This is a genomic window from Streptomyces ambofaciens ATCC 23877, assembly GCF_001267885.1.
Taxonomy (GTDB): domain Bacteria; phylum Actinomycetota; class Actinomycetes; order Streptomycetales; family Streptomycetaceae; genus Streptomyces; species Streptomyces ambofaciens.
Genome location: NZ_CP012382.1, coordinates 1,342,487 through 1,362,408, shown reverse-complemented (window position 1 = coordinate 1,362,408; position 19,922 = coordinate 1,342,487). Strand labels below are relative to the sequence as shown.

The window sequence follows — 19,922 nt, the reverse complement described above, 5'->3', positions numbered from 1 at the left end:
TCGGCGGCTCGTTCCGCCTGGGAGCCGTCCCCCGGGCACCGGGCGGGCTCGCCGGCGCGGTCGCGGAGGCGCGGCGGGCGGGGGTCGCCCGCCTGTCTCCGTGCGGGCCGGCCCCCGCCCGCCGAGGTCAGGGGCGGTCCGCGACGGCGTCGCCCGGGGCGGGCGGGAGCTGCCCGGCCCGGCCGGGCCCTCGGACCGTCCCCTCCGCCGCCGCGGTCAGGGCGCCTCCCGTGCCCGGAACGCGTCCGCGTCCCACGTCCCCTCCAGCCGGGGCGCCAGCCAGCGCGGTGCCGACGAGCGGAACTCGCCCGGCGGGTGGGACGCCGCTCCCGCGGGCACGGCACCGAGGAGGGGTGCGCCGGCCACGTCGGGCAGATCCGCGAGGTTGCAGCGCGAGGCGAGGTCCGGGGCACCGGGCCAGCTGCCGATCACCACGCCGGGCAGTTCCAGCCCGCGGGTCCGCAGCTCACGTGCCGTCAGCTCCGTGGTGTTGAGCGTGCCCAGCCCCGCCGACGCCACCAGCAGCACCGGCGCCCCCAGCAGCCCGGCGACGTCGGCCAGTGTCCCGCCGGCGGCGTCGAAGCGCACGAGCAGCCCGCCCGCACCCTCCACCAGCACCAGGTCGTGCTCGGTGGCCAGCTTGTCCGCGGCCTCTGCCACCTCCGCCGGACGCACCGGTGCCCGGCCGGCCCGACGCGCGGCCGTACCCGGCGCCAAGGGCTCGGGGAAGCGGGCGACTTCGGCCACCGTCACCTCGCCCGCCAGACGCGCCACCTCCTGGGCGTCCCCGGGCTCGTCCGGCCGTACGCCGGTCTGCGCGGCCTTCAGCACGGCCACCGACCGGCCGGCCGCCACCGCAGCCGCGGCCACGGCGGCGGTCACGACCGTCTTGCCGACCTCCGTACCCGTGCCCGTGATCACCAGTACCGGCATCTCATCCCTCCCGCGCCGCCGCGCACACCGCGCGGGCGATCCGTGCCACGTCCGCGTCGCCCGTGACGTACGGCGGCATCGTGTAGACCAGGTCGCGGAACGGGCGCAGCCACACGCCCTCCCGCACGGCGGCCCGCGTCGCCGCCGCCATGTCGACGTCGTGGTCCAGCTGCACCACGCCGATCGCGCCGAGCACCCGCACGTCGCGCACGCCCGGCAGGCCGGCGGCGGGCGCGAGACCCTCCCGCAGGCCCGCCTCGATCCGCTTGACCTCCGCGAGCCAGTCCTGGCCGAGCAGCAGCCCGATCGACGCGCACGCCACGGCCGCCGCGAGCGGGTTGCCCATGAACGTCGGCCCGTGGGCCAGCACCGGCACGTCCCCCCGGGAGATGCCCTCGGCCACCCGCGGCGTGCACAGCGTCGCCGCCATCGTCAGGTAGCCGCCGGTCAGCGCCTTGCCGACACACATCACGTCCGGCGTCACCGCCGCGTGCTCCGCCGCGAACAACGCGCCCGTACGGCCGAACCCGGTCGCGATCTCGTCGAACACCAGCAGCACGCCGTGCGCGTCGCACGCCTCCCGCAGCACGCGCAGATACGCGGGGGAGTGGAACCGCATCCCGCCCGCGCCCTGCACCACCGGCTCCACGATCACCGCGGCCAGCTCGTCGGCGTGCCGCTCGATCACGGACCGCAGGTGATCGGCGTACGTCTCCTCGTACTCCGTCGGCGGCGCGTCCGCGAAGACCTGACGCTGCAGCACCCCCGTCCACAGGTCGTGCATCCCGCCCTCGGGGTCGCACACCGACATGGGCTGCCAGGTGTCGCCGTGGTAGCCGCCGCGCCAGGTCAGCAGGCGCCGCTTGGCGGGGCGGCCCAGCGAGCGCCAGTACTGCAGGCACATCTTGACCGCGACCTCCACCGACACCGACCCGGAGTCGGCCAGGAAGACGTGCTCCAGCCCTTCGGGCGACATGTCGACAAGGAGCTTGGCCAGTCGCACGGCGGGCTCGTGGGTGAGCCCGCCGAACATCACATGGCTCATCCGCCCCAACTGCTCACGCGCGGCCTCGTTCAGCACCGGGTGGTTGTAACCGTGGATCGCCGACCACCAGGACGACATCCCGTCGACGAGCTCGGCCGAGCCGTCGGCCGGCCGCAGCCGCACCCCGCTCGCCGACTCCACGACGAGCGGATCCTGCCGGCCGGGCATGGGGCCGTACGGATGCCAGACGTGCCGACGGTCGAGCGTCAGCAGCTCGTCCACGGTCAGCTCGGGCTCAGGCATTGGGCGCGAGATCCGTTCCGGCGCCACGGCGGCGTACGGCGACCAGGTCGGTACGGACCTCGCCGGCCCCCGCCGGTGCGGCGGGCACGGCGGAGCCGCGGTCCCCCTCGGCCGACACGGAGCCGCAGACACCGCCACCCTCGTGCGACCCGCAGCCGCCACCACTCTCGTGCGACCCGCAGCCGCCACCACTCTCGTGCGACCCGCAGCCGCCACCGCCCTCGTGCGACCCGCAGCCGCCACCCGCCGTGGCCCGGTGCTCGGGCAGGGTGACCTCGCCCGCGCCCTCCACCTCGAACCCGGCGTCCGCGATCATCTCCAGGTCGGTCCTGCCCGCCTGCCCCTCACTGGTGAGGTAGTCGCCGAGGAAGATGGAGTTGGCCAGGTGCAGGGCCAGCGGCTGCATCGTGCGCAGATGGACCTCACGCCCGCCCGCGATGCGCACCTCGACGTCCGGGCAGACGAACCGCGTCATCGCCAGGATGCGCAGGCACCGCTGCGGGGTGAGGTGCCACTCCTTCGCCAGTGGCGTGCCCTCCATCGGGATGAGGAAGTTGACGGGCACGGAGTCCGGGTCCAGCTCGCGCAGTGAGAAGACCACGTCGACCAGGTCCTCGTCGCTCTCGCCCATGCCCGCGATCAGACCCGAGCAGGCGGAGAGTCCCGCAGCGTGCGCCTTGCGCACCGTGTCCACCCGGTCGGCGTAGGTGTGGGTGGTCGTGATGTCCCCGTACGTCGCCTCCGACGTGTTGAGGTTGTGGTTGTAGGCGTCGGCGCCCGCCTCGCGCAGCCGCTCCGCCTGGCCGTCCGAGAGCAGGCCCAGACAGGCGCACACCTCGACGGCCTCGTTCTGCTCCTTGATGGCCTTGATGGTGTCCGAGACGCGGTCCACGTCCCGGTCGGTCGGGCCGCGTCCGCTGGCCACCAGGCACACCCGCTTCGCGCCGCCGGCCAGGCCCGCCGCGGCGGCGCGGGAGGCCTGGTCGGGCTTGAGCCAGGTGTACTTGAGGATCTCGGCCTTGGAGCCGAGCCGCTGCGAGCAGTAGGAGCAGTCCTCGGGGCACAGGCCCGACTTGAGGTTGACGAGGTAGTTGAGTTTCACCCGTCGGCCGAACCAGTGACGGCGCACCTTGCCGGCCGCGGCCACCACATCGAGCAGGTCGTCGTCGGAAGTGGCGAGGACGGCGAGAGCCTCCTCGCGGGTCGGCGTCTCGCGCCGAAGCCCCTTGTCCACCAGCGTGTTCAGCAGATCCATGAGAGCCGATCCTGTCCTAAGGGGCCACCCGGGGCCAAGGAGACTTCGCACAACACTGGCAGATGGACGTGTGGGTATTGCCACACCTCGCGGGGGTGGCGGTACCGCTATCGTCTGTCCACTGCCTACAAATCCTCTGGAGGACCGCTCCATGGCGTTCGGCTGGATCGACGAGCAGGCCCGGGCGCGCCGCGAGGCGGGTCTGGTACGGGTTCTGCGCCCCCGCCCGGCCGACTCGGCGCCGTTGGACCTGGCGAGCAACGACTACCTCGGACTGGCCCGGCACCCGGAGGTCACCGAGGGGGCGGCGCGGGCCGCGCGGAAGTGGGGCGCCGGCGCGACCGGCTCGCGGCTGGTCACCGGCACGACCGAGCTGCACGCCGAGCTCGAACGCGAACTGGCCGCCTTCTGCGGTTTCGAGGCCGCGCTCGTCTTCTCCTCGGGCTACGCGGCCAACCTCGCCGCGGTCACCGCGCTGGCGCCGCACGGCTCCCTCGTCGTCTCCGACGCGGGCAACCACGCCTCGCTGATCGACGGCTGCCGGCTGGCCCGCGGCGCGACCCAGGTGGTGACGCACGCCGACCCGGACGCCGTGCGCAAGGCGCTGGCGACCCACGAGGGCCCCGCTATCGCGGTGTCCGACACCGTGTTCTCGGTGGACGGCGACGCCGCGCCGCTGGCCGGGCTCGCGCAGGCGTGCCGGGAGCACGGCGCCGGGCTGGTCGTCGACGACGCGCACGGCCTCGGCGTCCTCGGCGCGGGTGGCCGGGGTGCCGCGTACGAGGCGGGGCTGGCGGGTGCGGACGACGTCGTCGTGACGGTGACGCTGTCCAAGTCGCTGGGGAGCCAGGGCGGCGCCGTCCTCGGACCGGCCCCGGTGATCGAACACCTGGTCAACGCGGCCCGGACGTTCATCTTCGACACCGGCCTCGCCCCCGCGGCGGCGGGCGGGGCCCTCGCGGCCCTCACCCTGCTGCGCCGCGAGCCCGAGCGGGCGGCGCGCGCACGTGCGGTGGCGGGCGAACTGCACGCACGTCTGACCGCCATGGGCCTGTCCGCGGTGCGCCCGGACGCCGCGGTCGTCTCGGTGCGCGCGCCCTCCCCGGAGGGAGCCGTCCAGTGGGCGGCCGACTGCCGTTCGGCCGGCCTGTCCGTGGGCTGCTTCCGGCCTCCTTCCGTACCCGACGGCATCTCACGGCTCAGGCTGACCGCACGTGCGGACCTCTCCGCGGAACAGGTCGGACGCGCTGTACGGGTGATCGGCGAAACGCGGCCATGAGTCGGCGTGACACGGCCGTGCTTCGCTCGATCCGGCCCGGGATCAGCGGTGGTGGACCGCGTCCGTGAACGACGCCCAGCTCTCGGGGGAGAAGAGCAGCGCGGGTCCGGCCGGGTCCTTGGAGTCGCGCACGGCGAGCAGTCCGGCCCAGGGGCCGGCCGACGGCCGTGCCGTCTCCACGCAGTTGTTCGCTCCGGTGCTGTAGCTGCTGCGCAGCCACCGCAGGCCGGGCAGATCGGTGCCGGCAGGGATGCTCCGGCAGCGGGCGGACGGTGTTCCTGACATGGTGCCTCCTTACGCGCCTGCCGCGGTCGCGGCGATGAAGTCCAACGATTCCTCGGGCGAAAGGGCATGGATCAGAAGGGCGTTGAAGGCCTCGGTGTAGGCCTCTAGGTCTTCTTTCCGTTCGAGATGCAGGCTACTCGTCAAGTGGTCGAGAACGACCACGTCTAGATCAGAAGTGCTCGAAAAAGAGAAGATTACGAAAGGGCCGGTGACACCGATGTGCGCCCCGGCGGCGAACGGCAGGACCTGGAGCCGGACATGAGGGAGGCGCGCGGCCTCGATCAGGCGCGCCAGTTGGCGTGCCATGACTCCGGGGCCGCCCACCTCCCGGCGCAGCACCGCCTCGTCCAGGACCGCGCTCAGCTCCAGCGGCGGCTGCGCCCGCAGCACGTCCTGCCGGGCCAGCCGGACCTCCACCAGCGTGTCCAGCCGTTCCTCCGGCAGTCCGTCCGCCGCGGCGCGCGTCACCGCGCGGGCGTACTCCGGTGTCTGGAGCAGTCCGGGTACCACCGTGGTCTCCAGCGTGCGCATCGCGCTCGCCTGCGACTCCAGGCTGATGAAGTCGCGGTAGGCCGGCGGCAGCACCCCGCGATAGGCGTGCCACCAGTGGTGCCGGCCGCCCGCGTCGTCGGAGCCCGCCAGCATCTCCAGCAACTCCCGCAGCCGGGAGTCGTCCACACCGTAGGCGTCGAGGAGTAACCGCACGTCGGCCGGTTTCGCCCCGCTGGTTCCGGTCTCGATGCGGCTGACCTTCGACTGGTGCCAGCCCACCAACCGGGCCGCCTCGCCGCTGGTGATCCCCGCCGACGTGCGCAGGGTGCGCAGTTCGGCGCCCAGCTTCCGACGACGCACCACGGGACCGTGCTGCATGGGCCACTCCCTTACTCCTTATGGGCCGCCCAAATCCGCTCTGCCGTCGCAGAGTTCACCGCATCGAGCGACAGATATATGCATATCTTGGTGGATCGCCGCCCTTCCCGGCCCTGGTGATGGCAGTCTGGCGGCGAAGCACCAGTCCGGGACCGTACTCGAACCGTCCGCTCCGTGTCGGGTTGCGGTTCCGTGGGAAAGGGACGACGTCGCCATGGCAGACCATCTGGAAGCATCCGTCACTCTGCCGAGCGATTCCGCCTCGGTGGCCGCCGCGCGCACCTACGTGGTCGGCACCCTGACGGAGTGGGGCCTGCCGGCGGGCGCCGATCTCTCCGACACCGTCCGGCTCATCGTCTCCGAACTGGCGACCAACGCGGTCCAGCACACGTTCGGACAGTCGCCCACCTTCACGGTGGACCTGGCGCTCGACCGCGACGAGCGGCTGCGCGTCGGCGTCACCGACAGCCATCCGCGCTTCCCCAAGCGCCTGCCCGCCGCGGTCCAGCAGGACAACGGCCGAGGCATGGTGATCATCCGCTGGCTCACGGCGGAGTGCGGGGGCAGGCTGAGGGTGCGGCCCACGCGCGAGGGCGGCAAGACCGTCTCCATCGAACTGCCCTGGACGCCGCCCGGCCGTCCGGCGGTCGCCGAACCGGCCACGGCCGTGGGAGGGGCGGCGGGAGAGCAGAAGCCTTCGCGGTGAGGTGCCGTCGGCGACCGGCGCGCTGCGGCCGGCGCGCTGCGCCCTGGCCCGGCGCGCGCTGCGGCTGGCGCCCTGCGTCCGGCACGCCGTCGGCTGTGGCGCACCGTCGCCCCCGGTGCGCCGTGGCGCGGTTCCTCCCGCGCCGGGCGGCGGTGCGCGCGACGCCGGGGCCACGCGACCCGAGGGGGTGACGGCGGAACAGGCGCCGTCACCCCCTCGGGCGGGCTACTTGACCCGGCCGTACCAGACGCTGCCGGTCCAGATCTTCTGCAGGCGCACCACGTCCCCGGTCTTCGGAGCGTGCCAGATCTTGTTCTTCCCGGCGTAGATGCCGACGTGGTAGACGCTGCGGCCCGAGTGGAAGAAGACCAGATCCCCGGCCTTGCGGCTCTTGGAGGAGATGTGCCGGGTCTTGTTGTACTGCTGGGCCGCGGTGCGCGGAAGCTTCTTGCCGGCCTTCTTGAACGAGTACAGCGTCAGGCCGGAGCAGTCGAACCTGCCTGGTCCGACGGCGCCATATTTGTAGGGCGCACCTTTCTTGGAGGCCGCGATCTTGAGAGCCTTCGTCGCGTGGCTCGCCGCGGCGGCCTCGGAGGCGACGCCGGGGACCACCACGGAACCGCCCACGGCGGCGAGGGTGAGAGCCGAGGCCGTACCGGCACGGGCCATCAGCGACGGGACACGATTGAGCGCAGACATGCGCAACCCTTCGTCAGCCGCCTGTGAAGGATGACCTGTCGGATTCGGGCTGGCGAAGATGCCCGGCCGCACGGATGCGGCTTCACCCCAAGGGCTGCTCGGTCCGGCGCCTGACTCGCGCAGGCGGTCGTTCCGGCGACCCGTCGTGCTCGGGTCCTCCACTCCTGCCGATCCACTCCTGTCGACCGGTCGTCCGGGCGGCGGCAGGATTCGGCGTCCGCTCGGACCGCCCCGCCGCTGCGGCGGGGGCTTGTCGTCAGTCACGGATCTTGTCTCGCCCCGCGCGGAAATCCCAATGGAACGTGGCTTTTGTGTTGTTACTCACCACTCACCCGTTCGGGTGGACGGCTATGCGTTCGAGTCGTGCCCGGCCGCGGTGGCGACGCCGGGACCAGCGGCGGAGTGGCTCGTTCCGCCGCTTGGGCAGGCGTGTTGCGCAACCGCGGACGGTCGGACATTTCTGGTGTTCCTACGCCGAAAGGGGGTAAGCCGTTTGGTGCGTTTCGAGCCGGGTGGCTCAACTGTCCACAGACGGCGGCAGGCTGACGCGCGCCGTCCGCCGTTCACCGTCCAGGACACGCAGCGCCCGGGCCAGGGTGGCCGCGTGCAGTTCCGTCTCACCCCTGCGGTGCATCAGGGCCAGCGCGTCGCGCAGGGCGGTCGCCTTGCCGACCAGCGCCTGGGCGGCCCGCAGGCCGCGGTAGGTGTCGCCGTCCCGGGCCGGGTTGATGCGCCCGAGGAGATCGACGACCTCGAGGTAACGGTCGATCAGCTCGGCCTCGGCGCGGGTGAGGGCGGGCAGCGGAGGCAGTTCCGGCGGCAGCATGGCGGCTCACCTGGCGCCGGGCGTGGCGGGCGTCGCCCCGCGGCCGGGCACGATGTGATCCACCAGGCCGTGGTCCAGGGCCTGTCGGGCGTCAAGGATCGTCTCCCGCTCGATGTCCGCGGTCACCTGCTCGGGGGTGCGGCCGGTGTGTCGTACGAGAAGTTCCTCGAGGCGGGTGCGGATGCGGGTCGACTCGTCGGCCCGCACGGCGAGGTCGTCGGTGCGCCCCTCCACCGTCTCGATGAGCGAGGGTTGACGGAGCATCACGCGCGCGCCCGGCAACACGGCCCGCCTGCCCGGCGTGCCCGCCGCCAGCAGCACCGCGGCGGCCGTGCCGGCCTGCCCCAGGCACGTCGTCTCCACGTCGCAGGAGACGTGGCGCATCGTGTCGTAGATCGCCGTCATGGCGGTGAAGGAGCCGCCGGGTGAGTTGACGTACAGCGCGATGGCGCGGTCCGGGGCCGTGTGTTCCAGGTACAGCAACCGCGCGGTCACGTCGTTCGCGGAGGCCTCGTCGATCGGTGTGCCGAGGAGGACGATGCGCTCCTCCAGCAGCTTCGCGTACGGATCCACGACCCGGTCGTCGGCGCTCGCGCGCTCGGTGAACTCGGGCGGGGCGTGGCGGGCGGACGGCAGGATCATGACGAACCCCTCCTCGTGGCAGCACCGTTGCCGACGGCACTGTCTCCGTCAGAAATGTACAGGACGTACATCGGTGGGAGGAGGGAGCCGCCAAGGCCGAGGAGGGCTCGGTCGAGTGGGGAGGGGCGCCTCACCGTCCGTTCGGAGGCTCGTGCAGGCCGAACGGGGAGCCCTGGTCGTCCCGGCACAGGGCGAACCGGCCGAACCGTGCGGCCGACCGCGCGTCCTCCGCGCCCCGGTCCCCGACCGATCCGCCCAGCTCACTGACCCGGGCCATCGCCTCGTCCAGGTCCGGGACCCGGAAGAAGAGATACGGGGACGCCTGCGCGTCCCCGCCGTGCAGGCCGCCGGGGACACCGTCGGTGCCGATGGTGAAGCCGCCGCCCGTGGGCCCCGGTTCGAGGGTCCAGCCGAAGAGGGCGCCGTAGAAGGCGCGCCCGCGCTCGGGGTCGGCCACACCGAGTTCGAAGAACGACGGTTCGCCTGCCATGGGGCACCTCCTGCGGGCCGGTGGCCCGTGCTCGTCCCCCGCCTCCATCGTCCTCCCCGCCGGGCGGCACCGCAGCCGGTCGCCGCGAGCCGAACCGTAAGCTGGGGCCATGGCCTACGAGATTCCGGTGACGCAAGCCAGGGCTGAGCTCGCCGACCTGATCAACCGGGTCGTGTACGGCGGTGAACGGGTCGTCGTGACGCGGCACGGCAAGCCTCTCGTCGCCCTGGTCTCCGCCGCCGACCTCGAGCGGCTGGAGGGCCTCAGGGAACCGGCGGGGGACCAGGTGGTCGGCGCGCTCTCCCGTGTCCACGACACCGCCGCCGCCACGCCCCGTGAGCCTCACCGCTTCGGCATCGCGGCGGAACACCGGGGGCCGAACCCGGCGTAGCGACCACCGCGGTGGGCACTCCGGCTGCCCGCGGCGGCGTACTCCGACCCGGGGTGGTCCGCCTGCTTCCGTCGGCCGGTGAGGGCTCGGAGGCGTGTCCGGCCCGACTTCGCGGGGGCCACGGGCGTACGCCGACGTGCTCAGGCTGCCGGTGCGGGTGCCGGGGCCCGGTCGGGGGCCGGCGAGCCGCCGGTCGCGCGCCGGCGCAGCGTGCTGCCGAGCAGGACCGCGCCGAGGCCCAGCACGGCCCACCAGGCGAGGGTGAGCGCGTGGCCGGTGGCCGCGGCTCCGTCGAAGAAGGACACCGAGCGCAGCAGTGAGGCGCCGGCGCCCGGCGGGAGCCACTGGCCGATCGCACCGGCCGGCTGCGGCAGCAGCTCGGGTGCCGAGGAGGCTCCCGAGAAGGGATTGCCCAGCAGCATCATCACGGCCGCGCCCAGACCGATACCCGCGCGCCCCAGCAGGGCCGCGACCCCCGCCACACCCGCGCCCACCGCCAGGACCGACAGCCCGAACACGCCGGCCACGGCCCACCAGTCACCGCCGACCGTCCCGAGCCAGCTGTGCGCGATCGCCGCGGCGACCAGACCCGCCCCCGCGGCGGCGCCGACCAGCGCGCCGACCGTGCGGACCCCGCGCAGACCCAGCAGGGTCGTGACGGCGCCCGCCGCGATGCCGGCCAGCGCCAGCGGCAGCACGCTCGCGCCCAGGACCGCGCCGCGCGGGTCGGTCCCGGGTGCGGGCACGACGTCGACGACCTCGGGCGGGGCCCCCGCCGCGTCCCCCGGTGCGGCCACCGCCTGCTGGAGCAACTGGGCGACGACGGGGCTCGCCGCCGACGCCGTGAGCAGCTTGCCGCCGCGGTCGCCGGTGACCACCGCTCCGTACACGGCCCGGTCCTCGATGGCGGCCCGAGCCGCCGCCTCGTCGGCGTAGCGGTGGATCTCGAAGGCGCCCTCGTGCCGGGAGAGCCGCTGCTCCACCTGAGCGACCGCCTGGGGCGGCCCCGCCACGCCGAGCGGCAGGTCGTGCGGGGCCGTGCGGGCGGCGGGCCAGGCGAAGGCCCACAGGGTCAGCGCGACCAGTGCGGGCATCAGGGCGATCACGGCGATCACGCGGTGACGGCTGTGCATGGGGGTCTCCCTGCAAAAAGAAGGATCGTTCGTTTTAGTGATGTCACCACCGTGCGGCCGACTCGGCGTCTTGTCAAGAATGAACGTTCGTTTTAGTCTGGACACCATGGCCCGCGTATCCCAGGAACACCTCGACGCCCGCCGCCGGCAGATCCTCGACGGCGCCGCCCTCTGCTTCGCCCGCAACGGGTTCCACGCCACGTCGATGCAGGACGTGCTGAAGGAGGTCGACCTGTCCGCGGGGGCCGTCTACCGCTACTTCAGTGGCAAGGAGCAGTTGATCGAGGCCATCGTCACCGACGTCATGGGCGTCATCCGTGACGTCTACGAGCGCGCCGCGCTGGAGAGCCCGCCGCCGATGCCCGACGAGCTGATCGCCCGGACCGTGGCGCACATGGAGCGGGAGCGGCCGGCGCTCACGGACGACGGGGAGTGGCTGTTCCCGCGGCTCATGATCCACGCCTGGACGGAGACGCGGCGCAACGACGAGCTGGCGGCCCTGCTGGCGGAGGGCTTCGCCGCGGTCACCGCCGCCTGGGTGAAGGTGGTGGTCCGCTACCAGGAAAGCGGCATGATGCCCGGCGACGTCGATCCGGAGGCCGTGGCCCGGACGCTGATGGCCACGGTGCAGGGCTTCGGGGTCCAGCACGTGCTCTTCGGCGGCTTCTCCCCCGACTCGCTCCGGGCGGGCGTGCGGGCGCTGACGGGCATGCGAGAGGCCGCCGGCGGCATCGGTAATCAGTCGGTCAAATCCGGGTGACACGGCGGAAACACTGCAAGCCTACTCTGCACCCCGATCCACCTGCGGTTTCCTGTACACCTGCGGGCGCGTTCCAGCGCATTCGTGTGTGTTACATCTAGAGCCGTCGCGGTGGCCGCGGCAGCCGGGCCGCGCGGTCCCGGCGTGATGCCCTGTGAGGTGGTACGTGCAGCTGACCCCGCACGAGCAGGAGAGACTGCTCATTCATGTGGCCGCCGACGTGGCGGAGAAGCGCCGCGCGCGAGGCGTGAAGCTCAACCATCCCGAGGTCGTCGCGCTGATCACCTCGCACATCCTCGAAGGTGCCCGAGACGGTCGCACGGTCAGCGAACTCATGGCTTCCGGCCGCAAGGTGCTCCAGCGCGACGAGGTCATGGAGGGCGTCCCGGAGATGATCCACGACGTGCAGGTCGAGGCCACCTTCCCCGACGGCACCAAGCTGGTCACCGTCCACGATCCGATCATCTGACGGGGCGGCAGCCATGATTCCCGGAGAGATCCTCTTCGCCGACGCGCCGGTCGCCTTCAACGAGGGGTGCGAGATCACCCGCCTGACCGTGCTCAACACCGCCGACCGGCCCGTCCAGGTCGGGTCCCACTACCACTTCGCCGAGGCGAACCCCGGCCTCGACCTCGACCGCGCCGCGGCCCACGGCAAGCGGCTCAACATCTCCGCCGGCACCGCCGTCCGGTTCGAGCCCGGCATCCCCGTCGACGTGGAACTCGTCCCCCTGGCGGGGGCCCGCGTCGTCATGGGGCTGCGCGGGGCGACCGGAGGTGCCCTCGATGCCTGAACTGACCCGCCCCGCCTACGCGGACCTGTTCGGCCCCACCACCGGCGACCGTATCCGCCTCGCCGACACCGACCTCCTCGTCGAGATCGAGGAGGACCGCTCCGGCGGGCCCGGCCGCTCCGGTGACGAGGCCGTCTTCGGCGGCGGCAAGGTGCTGCGCGAGTCCATGGGCCAGTCGCGCACCACCCGCGCCGAAGGCGCCCCCGACACGGTGATCACCGGAGCCGTGGTCATCGACCACTGGGGTGTCGTCAAGGCCGACGTCGGCATCCGCGACGGCCGCATCACCGGCATCGGCAAGTCCGGCAACCCGGACACCATGGACGGCGTCCACCCCGACCTCGTCATCGGCCCCGAGACGGAGGTCATCGCCGGCAACGGCAAGATCCTCACCGCCGGCGGCATCGACACGCACGTCCACTTCATCGCACCGGCCGCCGTCGACGAGGCCCTCGCCTCCGGCGTCACCACCCTCATCGGCGGCGGCACCGGCCCCGCCGAGGGCAGCAAGGCGACCACGGTCACCCCCGGTTCCTGGCACCTCGCGCGGATGTTCGCGGCCCTGGAGTCGAGCCCCGTCAACATCGGCTTCCTCGGCAAGGGCAGCACCATGTCCAAGGAGTCGATGCGCGACCAACTGCGCGCGGGCATCCTCGGCTTCAAGATCCATGAGGACTGGGGTGCCACCCCCGCCGTGATCTCCGCCTGCCTCGACGTCTGCGAGGAGTCCGGCGTCCAGCTCGCCGTCCACACGGACACCCTCAACGAAGCCGGGTTCGTCGGCGACACCTTCGACGCCATCGCGGGACGCACGCTGCACGCCTTCCACGTCGAGGGTGCCGGCGGCGGCCACGCGCCGGACATGATCACGGCCGTGTCGCTGCCGAACATGCTCCCCGCGTCCACCAACCCGACCCGGCCGCACACCGTCAACACCGTCGAGGAGCACCTCGACATGCTGATGGTCTGCCACCACCTGAACCCCGCGGTCCCCGAGGACCTCGCCTTCGCGGAGTCCCGCATCCGGCCCAGCACCATCGCGGCCGAGGACATCCTGCACGACATGGGGGCCATCTCCATCATGGCCTCGGACGCCCAGGCCATGGGCCGCATCGGGGAGGTGATCCTGCGGACCTGGCAGACCGCGCACGTGATGAAGCGGCGCCGCGGCTTCCTGCCCGGCGACACCCGCGCCGACAACCTGCGCGCCCGCCGCTACGTGGCCAAGTACACCATCAACCCCGCCGTGGCCCAGGGCATCGAGCACGTGGTCGGCTCGGTGGAGACGGGCAAGCTCGCCGACCTGGTGCTGTGGGACCCCCGGTTCTTCGGCGTGAAACCGCAGCTCGTCCTCAAGGGAGGGCAGATCGCGTACGCGCAGATGGGTGACGCCAACGCCTCCATCCCCACCCCCCAACCGGTGCTGCCACGACCGATGTTCGGAGCCCACGGGACGGCTCCGGCCGCCAACTCGGTCGGCTTCGTCGCCCGGGCCGCCATCGAGGACGGGTTGCCGGAACGCCTCGGACTCGGCCGGGAACTCGTGCCCATCCGCTCGACCCGTGGCCGCACCAAGGCCGACATGCGGGAGAACGACGCCCTGCCGCGCGTCGAGGTGGCCGCGGACTCCTTCGCGGTGACCATCGACGGCGAGCTCGTCGAACCCGCACCCGCCGTCGAACTGCCGCTCGCGCAGCGGTACTTCCTGTTCTGAGCGCCGACATGAGCCGTGCAGCACTGCTCGTCCTCGCGGACGGCCGCTTCCCCGCCGGAGGGCACGCCCACTCCGGCGGGGCGGAGGCCGCCGTCCGGGCGGGCCGCATCACCGACGCCGCGAGCCTGGAGGACTTCTGCCGGGGGCGGCTGCACACGAGCGGAAGCGTCGCGGCCTCCCTCGCCGCGGCCACGGCCCTCGGCGTGGACCCCGTCGAGCTCGACCGGGCCGCGGACGCCCGTACCCCGTCGCCCGCCCTGCGCGGGGTGGCGCGCCGCCTCGGACGGCAGCTGATGCGGGCCGCGCGGGCGACCTGGCCGCACCCCGAACTCGACGCGCTGGCAGGACGGTTCCCCAAGGGCGCACACCAGCCCGTCGTCCTCGGTCTGACCGCCCGCGCGGCCGGACTCGGGCCCCTGGACGCGGCGTACTGCTCCCTCTACGAGGGGGTGAGCGGACCGGCCACCGCCGTGGTGCGGCTGCTCAGCCTCGATCCGTTCGACGCGACGGGCGTGCTGGCGCGACTCGCTCCCGAGCTGGACCGGGTGGCACAGGACGCCGTGGAGGCGGCGCGCGCCGCGGTGACCGACGGGGTCGACGTGCTGCCCGCGCGGTCCTCGCCGGTGCTGGAGATCGCGGCTGAGACGCATGCCGCTTGGCCGACGCGGTTGTTCGCCTCGTAGCGGGTCGACCGTCCCCCTCCTCTCCCCTCCCGCCTTTCTCCCGTCTTGTCCGTTCCCTTCCCAAGGGGATCCGCCCCCTTCCAGGAGTCGCAGCATGCACCTCGACCACCACCACGAGACGCCCGCCGTCTCTGCCGACGCCAGGCGGCCCGACGGCAGTCGCCGCGCCCTGCGGATCGGGCTCGGCGGGCCGGTCGGCTCGGGGAAGACCGCCACCGTCGCCGCGCTCTGCCGGGCCCTGCGCGAGGAGCTGTCCCTCGCCGTCGTCACCAACGACATCTACACCCGAGAGGACGCCGAGTTCCTGCTCCGCGAGGCGGTGCTGCCGCCGGAACGGATCAGCGCCGTGGAGACCGGCGCCTGCCCGCACACCGCCATCCGGGACGACATCTCGGCCAACCTCGAAGCGGTGGAGGACCTGGAGGACGAGGTCGGTCCGCTGGACCTCGTCCTGGTGGAGTCCGGGGGCGACAACCTCACCGCCACCTTCTCCAGGGGACTGGTCGACGCCCAGATCTTCGTGATCGACGTCGCCGGCGGTGACGACATCCCGCGCAAGGGCGGGCCGGGCGTCACCACCGCCGACCTGCTGATCGTCAACAAGACCGACCTCGCGCCGTACGTCGGCTCGGACCTGGCGCGGATGGCCGCCGACGCGAAGGCCCAGCGCGGTGAACTGCCGGTCGTCCTCCAGTCGCTGCGCGGGGAGGACGGCGTCCGGGAGGTCGCCGACTGGGTGCGGGCCCGGATCACCGCATGGACGGCATGACCGCGCCGGCCGGCGTGCGGGCGAGGGCGCACGTCCTCGCCCGCGGTGACGGGCGCGGCGGCACCGCCCTGCCGGTGCTGGAGGGGGAGGGGCCGCTCACCGTGCGGCGGACCCGGGGGAGCGGGGCCGAGGCGCGGGTCGTGCTGGTCGGTGCCATGAGCGGGCCGCTCGGCGGCGACCACTTCACGGTGACCGCCGAGGCGGCCCCGGGTGCCCGGCTGCGGGTCGGCTCGGCCGCCGCCACCCTGGCACTGCCGGGGCAGGGCAAGGCGGGCGCCCGCTACGACGTCCGGCTCACCGTCGGCGAGGACGCGGAACTGCACTGGCTTCCCGAGCAGTTGATCTCCGCCCACGGCAGTGACCTGCGCGTCACCACATGCGTCGACCTCGCGGCCACGGCCCGGCTCCTGCTGCGTGAGGAGCAGGTCCTCGGGCGGTCCGGCGAGCAACCGGGGCGGCTCACCAGCCGTCTGACCGTACGGATCGACGGCCGGAGCGTCCTCGACCAGGAGCTGGCCTGCGGGCCCGGCGCCCCGGGCGGCTGGGACGGCCCCGCCGGTCTGGCGGGACACCGTGCCGTCGGCCAGCTCGTCGTCGCCCGCCCGGAGTTCGCGACCGCTCCACCGGCGGCCCGCGTCCTCGCCGGGGGCGCGGCCGTCATGCCGCTCGCCGGACCGTGCGCGCTGGTGACGGCGGTGGCCTCGGACGCGCTGCGGCTCAGGCGTCTGCTGGACGAGGCACTGGCCTCGCTGGACTGAGGTTCCGTCGACCGAACGCCTTTATCCGTTTATCGGATTGGCAAAGAAGTAGTATCACCTCTGTCCTCAGGGAACGCACAGCCGCGAGGATCCCCGTACGTGTCGCAATCATGTACGGGGAGGGCCACTTGAGGAACAGCAGACTGGGGCGGAGGACGGCGGCGTTCGGCACGGCCGGAGCGCTCGTCACCGCCACGCTGATAGCCGGCGCCGTCGCGGCGCCCACCGCGAGCGCCGGCCCGGCCGCCGGCCACGCGAAGGGCTGGGACCGCGAGGCCCGCGGGACCGCGATCGCCGCGGCCCGTGCGGCGAAGGCCGGCATCGACTGGCAGGACTGCCCCGCCGACTGGAACCTGCCCAAGCCGATCCAGTGCGGTTACGTCACGGTGCCGCTCGACTACGCCGAGCCGTTCGGCAAGCAGATCAAGATCGCCGTCGACCGCATCGGCAACACCGGCACGAAGTCCGAGCGCCAGGGTGCTCTCCTCTACAACCCCGGCGGACCCGGCGGCTCCGGGCTGCGCTTCCCGGCCCGCGTCACGAGCAAGAGCGCCGTCTGGGCCGACACGGCCGAGGCGTACGACTTCGTGGGCTTCGACCCGCGCGGTGTCGGCAAGTCCGCGCCCATCTCCTGCGTCGACCCGCAGGAGTTCGTGAAGGCGCCCAAGATGGACCCGGTGCCCGGCTCCGAGGCCGACAAGCTCGCGCAGCGCAAGCTGGCCCGCGCGTACGCCGAGGGCTGCCTCGAGCGCAGCGGCGAGATGCTCCCGCACATGACCACGCCGAACACCGCGCGCGACCTGGACGTCGTCCGCGCCGCGCTCGGCGAGCGGAAGCTCAACTTCCTCGGCGTCTCCTACGGCACCTACCTCGGCGCCGTCTACGGCACCCTCTTCCCGGACCACGTCCGGCGGATGGTCGTCGACAGCGTCGTCAACCCGTCCCGCGACAAGATCTGGTACCAGGCCAACCTGGACCAGGACGTGGCGTTCGAGAAGCGCTGGAAGGACTGGCAGGACTGGGTCGCGGAGAACGACGCCGCCTTCCACCTCGGGGACACCCGCGCCGAGGTCCAGCAGCGGTGGCTCGAACTGCGCGCCGCCGCGGCGAAGGAGCCCCTGGGCGGGTTGGTCGGCCCGGCCGAGCTGATCTCCTTCTTCCAGAGCGCCCCGTACTACGACTCCGCGTGGGTGCCGGTCGCGACGGTCTTCAGCAAGTACGCCGCCGGTGACACCCAGGCCCTCGTGGACGCCGCCGCCCCCGACCTCACCGACACCGCGGGCAACGCCTCCGCGGAGAACGGCAACGCCGTCTACACCGCCGTCGAGTGCGCCGACGCCCCGTGGCCCACCGACTGGCAGACCTGGGACCGGGACAACACCCGGCTGCACCGCGACCACCCGTTCATGACCTGGGCCAACGCCTGGATGAACCTGCCGTGCGCGACCTGGCCCGTCAAGCAGCACACCCCGGTGGACGTGAAGACCGGCAAGGGCCTGCCGCCCGTGCTCATCGTGCAGTCCGAGCGGGACGCGGCCACCCCCTACGGCGGCGCCGTCGAACTGCACCAGCGGTTCAAGGGATCGCGCCTGATCACCGAGCGGGACGCCGGATCGCACGGGGTCACCGGCCTGGTCAACCCGTGCGTCAACGACCGGGTCGACACCTACCTGCTCACCGGCAAGGTGGACGCCGGGGACGTGACCTGCGCGCCCCACGCCACGCCCAAGCCGTAGCGACCCGAGGACGCGGGGGAGGGGCGGCCGGACCGACCGGCCGCCCCTCCCTCGTCCTCACGCCCGCCGCGCCGCCGCCCAGGCGTCCTCCGCCGCGTAGTCGAAGAGGTCGCCGTACGCCCGGACCATCTTCGGGTACGCCTCCCGCCAGTCCCGTGCGGCCAGTTGCCCCTCGATCCAGGCCACCGTCTCCGGCAGCGTGTCGGCGTAGCGGACCACCGGCCGGTATCCCAGCTGTCGCTCGGCCGCGCTCATGTCGCACACCACCGGGAAGGGCACCGACCAGGGCGTGCCGCCCACGCCGCCGGCGGCCGGCGGGCCGTCCATCAGTACGTCCTCGGTCTCCACACCCATCACCGCGTCGATCGCCGCCGCGATCTCCGCCACCGTCGGGGCCTCGGAATCGACCGCGTTCAACACGCGTGTGCCCGGCCGTGGAGCGGCCAGCCGGATCAGCTCGGCGATGGTGTGCACGCTCGCGGGGTGGAAGCGGCTCGCACCGCCGTGGGCGAGGACGCGCCGGCGCCGGCCGTCGAGGGCGCGCTTGACGAAGTACAGCTCGCGCGGGGTCCGGCAGTGCGGCCCGTGCACCGCGCCCGCGCGCAGCAGCGTGACCGGCAACCGGTCGCCCGCCGCGAGCAGTTCACGCTCCAGCGCCGCCTTGCGGGTGCTGTACGAGGAGTCGCCCGGCCGGACCGTGCGCTGCTCCTCGGTGATCGGCACCGGGTACTCGGGGAAGCCGTCGGGCTCGCCCTGCGTGTCGAAGTTACGGCCCTTGTCGTCCTCGTAGACCGACACACTGGAGATCACCACGGCGGAGCCGACCCGCCCGGCGAGCGAGACCAACTGCCGTGCGTGACCCTCCCCGAAGGCCACCACGTCCACCAGCACGTCGCAGCCGTCACCGACCGCCGCCGACAGGGCCGCGTCGTCCTCCCGGTCGGCCCGCACCACGCGAACGTCCCCGGGCCAGTCCCCGTCCCGTTCCCCGCCCCGCGAGACGGCCGTCACCTCCCAGCCGTCCCGGGCCAGCGCCTCCACGGCCGGCCGTCCGATCTGCCCCGTCGCCCCGATCACCACAGCTCGTGTCATACGGCGACGGTAGGCGGACTCCGCGCCCTTCGGCCACGCTCTTCTGCCGCCGGCAGAAGGCGGGCGCCTAGCGGTGCGGCAGCCGTGGGATCCTCGGCCCCTTGGCCGCCTTCCGCGCCTCCTCGGCCTTGACGTCGGCCGCGTACCGGTCGACGTACTCCTGTCCGGACAACGTCAGTACGGCGTACATGATCTCGTCGGTGATGGCGCGCAGCACGGCCTTCTCGCCCTCCATCCCGGCGTAGCGGGAGAAGTCCAGGGGCTCGCCGAAACGGATCACCACGGGGTGCAGCTTCGGGATCTTCCGGCCCGGTGGCTGGGCCTCGAAGGTGCCGATCATCGCGCACGGCACGACCGGAGCCCCGGCCCTGAGCGCCATCACCGCGACGCCCACCTTCCCCTTGTACAGCCGGCCGTCGTGCGAGCGGGTGCCCTCCGGGTAGATGCCGAGCAGTTCGTCCTTGCCCAGCACACCGAGTCCCTCGCGGATCGCGGCCCGGCCCGCCTCCTTGCCGGAGCGGTCGACGGGGATCTGCCCGGCGCTGCGGAAGAAGAACGCGGTCAGCCGGCCCTTGATACCGGGGCCGGTGAAGTACTCGGCCTTGGCGAGGAACGTGATGCGGCGCCTGAGCACCGCCGGCATCAGGAAGTGGTCCGCGAAGGAGAGGTGGTTGCCCGCGATGATGGCCGCCCCGGACGCCGGTACGTGGTCCAGGCCCTCGATCCGGGGACGGAAGAGCAGTCTCAGCAGGGGCCCCAGCAGCACGTATTTGAGCACGTAGTAGAACACGACTCGCCCTTCATTCCGCCCGGTCGGTC

General features: G+C 73.0%; 23 protein-coding genes and 1 riboswitch. Of the genes, 11 read left to right on the top strand and 12 right to left on the bottom strand.

All coding sequences use genetic code 11. The annotated features are described in order from the left end of the window. Positions 1-216: 216 nt before the first annotated feature. The 3 genes from bioD to bioB are packed head-to-tail and all read right to left on the bottom strand — an operon-like array spanning position 217 to position 3,476. Complete coding sequence (gene bioD / locus SAM23877_RS06090; RefSeq protein ID WP_053127656.1) at positions 217-933, bottom strand: dethiobiotin synthase; 717 nt, start codon at positions 931-933, stop codon at positions 217-219. Between the two features lies 1 nt (position 934). Further along, complete coding sequence (locus SAM23877_RS06085; protein WP_053127654.1) at positions 935-2,221, bottom strand: adenosylmethionine--8-amino-7-oxononanoate transaminase; 1,287 nt, start codon at positions 2,219-2,221, stop codon at positions 935-937. Continuing rightward, positions 2,214-3,476 carry a biotin synthase BioB gene (gene bioB / locus SAM23877_RS06080; protein WP_053127653.1) on the bottom strand — a complete coding sequence of 421 codons (1,263 nt, stop codon included), beginning with the start codon at positions 3,474-3,476 and terminating at the stop codon, positions 2,214-2,216. The genes SAM23877_RS06085 and bioB overlap by 8 nt, the downstream gene beginning before the upstream one ends. A gap of 151 nt (positions 3,477-3,627) precedes the next feature. Between bioB and SAM23877_RS06075 the strand changes: the two genes are divergently transcribed. Beyond that, positions 3,628-4,755 (top strand): 8-amino-7-oxononanoate synthase, encoded by a 1,128-nt coding sequence (locus SAM23877_RS06075; protein ID WP_053127651.1) that lies wholly within the window; start codon positions 3,628-3,630, stop codon positions 4,753-4,755. 42 nt (positions 4,756-4,797) lie between these two features. Here the strand turns inward: SAM23877_RS06075 and SAM23877_RS06070 are convergent, their stop codons facing one another. Then, positions 4,798-5,040, bottom strand: coding sequence for a DUF397 domain-containing protein (locus SAM23877_RS06070; protein WP_053127650.1), 243 nt, complete (start codon positions 5,038-5,040; stop codon positions 4,798-4,800). A 9-nt stretch (positions 5,041-5,049) separates the two neighbouring features. Then, positions 5,050-5,910, bottom strand: a complete 861-nt coding sequence (locus SAM23877_RS06065; protein WP_053127647.1) for a helix-turn-helix domain-containing protein — start codon at positions 5,908-5,910, stop codon at positions 5,050-5,052. A 214-nt stretch (positions 5,911-6,124) separates the two neighbouring features. On the opposite strand from SAM23877_RS06065, the gene SAM23877_RS06060 reads away from it, so the two are divergent. After that, entirely contained in the window at positions 6,125-6,616 is a 492-nt protein-coding gene (locus SAM23877_RS06060; protein WP_053127645.1) for an ATP-binding protein, read from the top strand. A 225-nt stretch (positions 6,617-6,841) separates the two neighbouring features. Here SAM23877_RS06060 and SAM23877_RS06055 read toward each other — a convergent pair whose 3' ends face one another. The 4 genes from SAM23877_RS06055 to SAM23877_RS06040 form a co-directional block, all read right to left on the bottom strand. After that, a complete protein-coding gene (locus tag SAM23877_RS06055; RefSeq protein WP_053127643.1) occupies positions 6,842-7,315 on the bottom strand; it encodes a C40 family peptidase in 474 nt (157 codons plus the stop codon). Positions 7,316-7,318: 3 nt separating this feature from the next. Continuing rightward, positions 7,319-7,541, bottom strand: a riboswitch (cyclic di-AMP (ydaO/yuaA leader). A gap of 291 nt (positions 7,542-7,832) precedes the next feature. Then, complete coding sequence (locus tag SAM23877_RS06050; protein WP_053127641.1) at positions 7,833-8,141, bottom strand: hypothetical protein; 309 nt, start codon at positions 8,139-8,141, stop codon at positions 7,833-7,835. 6 nt (positions 8,142-8,147) lie between these two features. After that, positions 8,148-8,783, bottom strand: coding sequence for an ATP-dependent Clp protease proteolytic subunit (locus SAM23877_RS06045; RefSeq protein WP_053127639.1), 636 nt, complete (start codon positions 8,781-8,783; stop codon positions 8,148-8,150). Positions 8,784-8,913: 130 nt separating this feature from the next. Further along, the gene (locus SAM23877_RS06040) at positions 8,914-9,273 is read right to left on the bottom strand and encodes a VOC family protein (protein ID WP_053127637.1); all 360 of its coding nucleotides are present in this window, start codon (positions 9,271-9,273) and stop codon (positions 8,914-8,916) included. A gap of 109 nt (positions 9,274-9,382) precedes the next feature. Between SAM23877_RS06040 and SAM23877_RS06035 the strand changes: the two genes are divergently transcribed. Further along, a complete protein-coding gene (locus tag SAM23877_RS06035) occupies positions 9,383-9,664 on the top strand; it encodes a type II toxin-antitoxin system Phd/YefM family antitoxin (protein WP_053127635.1) in 282 nt (93 codons plus the stop codon). Positions 9,665-9,804: 140 nt separating this feature from the next. Here SAM23877_RS06035 and SAM23877_RS06030 read toward each other — a convergent pair whose 3' ends face one another. Next, positions 9,805-10,797 (bottom strand): hypothetical protein, encoded by a 993-nt coding sequence (locus SAM23877_RS06030; RefSeq protein ID WP_053127633.1) that lies wholly within the window; start codon positions 10,795-10,797, stop codon positions 9,805-9,807. Positions 10,798-10,903: 106 nt separating this feature from the next. On the opposite strand from SAM23877_RS06030, the gene SAM23877_RS06025 reads away from it, so the two are divergent. From SAM23877_RS06025 to SAM23877_RS05990, 8 genes are all read left to right on the top strand, one after another. Beyond that, positions 10,904-11,557, top strand: coding sequence for a TetR/AcrR family transcriptional regulator (locus tag SAM23877_RS06025; RefSeq protein WP_053127631.1), 654 nt, complete (start codon positions 10,904-10,906; stop codon positions 11,555-11,557). A gap of 166 nt (positions 11,558-11,723) precedes the next feature. Next, positions 11,724-12,026 carry an urease subunit gamma gene (locus SAM23877_RS06020; protein WP_053127629.1) on the top strand — a complete coding sequence of 101 codons (303 nt, stop codon included), beginning with the start codon at positions 11,724-11,726 and terminating at the stop codon, positions 12,024-12,026. Between the two features lie 13 nt (positions 12,027-12,039). Next, positions 12,040-12,351, top strand: coding sequence for an urease subunit beta (locus SAM23877_RS06015; RefSeq protein ID WP_053127626.1), 312 nt, complete (start codon positions 12,040-12,042; stop codon positions 12,349-12,351). After that, positions 12,344-14,065, top strand: coding sequence for an urease subunit alpha (locus SAM23877_RS06010; RefSeq protein ID WP_053127625.1), 1,722 nt, complete (start codon positions 12,344-12,346; stop codon positions 14,063-14,065). Before SAM23877_RS06015 ends, SAM23877_RS06010 begins: the two co-directional genes overlap by 8 nt. Before the next feature lie 8 nt (positions 14,066-14,073). Next, complete coding sequence (locus SAM23877_RS06005; protein WP_053127624.1) at positions 14,074-14,748, top strand: urease accessory protein UreF; 675 nt, start codon at positions 14,074-14,076, stop codon at positions 14,746-14,748. Between the two features lie 94 nt (positions 14,749-14,842). Then, entirely contained in the window at positions 14,843-15,517 is a 675-nt protein-coding gene (gene ureG, locus SAM23877_RS06000) for an urease accessory protein UreG (protein WP_053127623.1), read from the top strand. After that, positions 15,505-16,275, top strand: a complete 771-nt coding sequence (locus SAM23877_RS05995; protein WP_425314749.1) for an urease accessory protein UreD — start codon at positions 15,505-15,507, stop codon at positions 16,273-16,275. The genes ureG and SAM23877_RS05995 overlap by 13 nt, the downstream gene beginning before the upstream one ends. Before the next feature lie 128 nt (positions 16,276-16,403). Beyond that, positions 16,404-18,011, top strand: coding sequence for an alpha/beta hydrolase (locus SAM23877_RS05990; protein ID WP_053142210.1), 1,608 nt, complete (start codon positions 16,404-16,406; stop codon positions 18,009-18,011). A 57-nt stretch (positions 18,012-18,068) separates the two neighbouring features. Here SAM23877_RS05990 and SAM23877_RS05985 read toward each other — a convergent pair whose 3' ends face one another. Both SAM23877_RS05985 and SAM23877_RS05980 read right to left on the bottom strand, forming a co-directional pair. Beyond that, the gene (locus tag SAM23877_RS05985) at positions 18,069-19,103 is read right to left on the bottom strand and encodes an NAD-dependent epimerase/dehydratase family protein (protein WP_079030044.1); all 1,035 of its coding nucleotides are present in this window, start codon (positions 19,101-19,103) and stop codon (positions 18,069-18,071) included. A 67-nt stretch (positions 19,104-19,170) separates the two neighbouring features. Continuing rightward, entirely contained in the window at positions 19,171-19,893 is a 723-nt protein-coding gene (locus SAM23877_RS05980; protein ID WP_053127619.1) for a lysophospholipid acyltransferase family protein, read from the bottom strand. Positions 19,894-19,922: the final 29 nt, after the last annotated feature.